This is a genomic window from Streptomyces hygroscopicus subsp. hygroscopicus (assembly GCF_001553455.1).
Classification (GTDB): domain Bacteria; phylum Actinomycetota; class Actinomycetes; order Streptomycetales; family Streptomycetaceae; genus Streptomyces; species Streptomyces hygroscopicus.
This window is the reverse complement of record NZ_BBOX01000649.1, coordinates 1-1,646: the sequence shown is the minus strand read 5'-3', so window position 1 is coordinate 1,646 and position 1,646 is coordinate 1. Positions and strand designations below refer to the sequence as shown.

Below are 1,646 nucleotides of genomic sequence, written 5' to 3'. Positions count from 1 at the left end.
GCCGCCGACTGCCCCTCGCTCCGTATCGTCCGCCACGCCCGCTCCCGCGGCGGCACCGGCGCCCTCCGCAACACCGGACTGGACCTCGCCCGCGGCGACTTCGTCTTCTTCCTCGACGCCGACGCCCATCTGGCGCCCGACGCGCTGCGCCGCATGGTCGCGACGGCCGACGCAGGCGGCACCGACGTGGTCCTGGGAAAGATGGTCTCCCCGGACGGGCGCGGCGTCCCCACGGCGATCTTCCGCCACAACCAGCTGCGCACCGATGTCCACGCCTCGCACGCCTACGCCACGCTGGAGCCCTGCAAGCTCTTCCGTCGCGCCCTGGTCGAACGGCTCCAGCTGCGTTTCCCCGCCCACCTCCGCCACGACGAGGGCAAGCCCTTCACCGCGGCCGCCTACCTCAACGCCTCCGGGATCTCCGTCGTCGCCGACTACGACTGCTACCACCTGGGCCCGCCTCCGGGCCGGGGCCGCACCGCCCCCGGTCTGGCCGACCGCGTCGAGGCCATGCGGCCGCTGCTGGAGACCGCCGCCCGCCACACCCGGCCCGGCCCCCGCCGGGACGCGGTCATGCGCCATCACTTCCGGCGGGAGCTGTGCCCGGCCCTGCGCACGCTGCCGCACGAGGACGAGACCGAGGCCCGCGAGCGGCTCCTGCCCACACTGCGCCGGTGGGCGCGGGCCCACTGCTCCGACGCGCTCTTCGCCACCCTCACCGCACCCGAGCGGCTGATGGTCCACCTGCTGCGCACCGGCCGCTACGACGATCTGCTGTCCGTGGTGTGCGGCGCCGAACGGGACGCCCGCCGCGGCCATCTCGTCGAGAAGGGCCGCGTCTACTGGCTGCACCCCTTCTTCCGCGACCCCGACGCCGACGTCCCCGACGCCTGTTTCGACGTCACCGACCGGCTCCCGGTCCGCCACCACCTCGCGGGCGCCGGCTGGCACGGCCGCAGCACCCTGCGGGTACGCGGCCGGGCGGCCGTCGAGGGGCTGGCGAGCGACCCCGAGGAGGACCGCGCCGAGCTGGTGCTGCGCCGCCGCGGGGCGCGGGAGGAGCTGCGGATCCCGGTGGTGGCCACGGCGGAGGACGACCCGGCCGAGTTCGCCGCGGACCTCGACATCGCCACCGCCGACGGCGGCGCACCGCTGCGCCCCGGCGTCTGGGACGTCTTCCTCGACGTCCGCGCCCAGGGCATCAGCCGCACCGTGCGGTTCGGCAGCCGCCATGACGACGGCCTCGACATCGGCACCGCGCGCCGGGTGGTGACCGTCGGGCCCGGTCTGCGCGCCCGGGTCACGCCCTACTTCACCAGCCCGTACCGCAACCTCTCCCTCGACATCGGCCCGGCCCCGGGCGGCGCGCCCTGCGAGGTGACCGAGACCGTGTGGCATCCGTCGGACAAGGGCACGCTGGTGGTCGCCGGACGGCTGCTGCCGCCCGGCACCCCGGCGCGCGGGCGGGTGCTGCGGCTGCGCGCCGAGCACACCGACGGCCGGGTCCACGACCATCCGGTGCGGTACGCCGCCGGGCATCCGGCGGGCGCCTTCACCGCCCGGCTTCCGGTGCGGGACCTGGGCCGCGGCCGGTGGACGGTGACGCTGGCCGTCGTCGCGCCCGACGGCCCCGGCCCGGGACGCCC

Annotated in this window: 1 protein-coding gene; it reads left to right on the top strand. The window is 76.6% G+C overall.

Annotation, left to right across the window (positions count from 1 at the left end; genetic code table 11):
• The coding region (locus tag AXW62_RS39650; RefSeq protein WP_060948557.1) for a glycosyltransferase at positions 1 to 1,646 on the top strand (1,646 nt) is incomplete at both ends.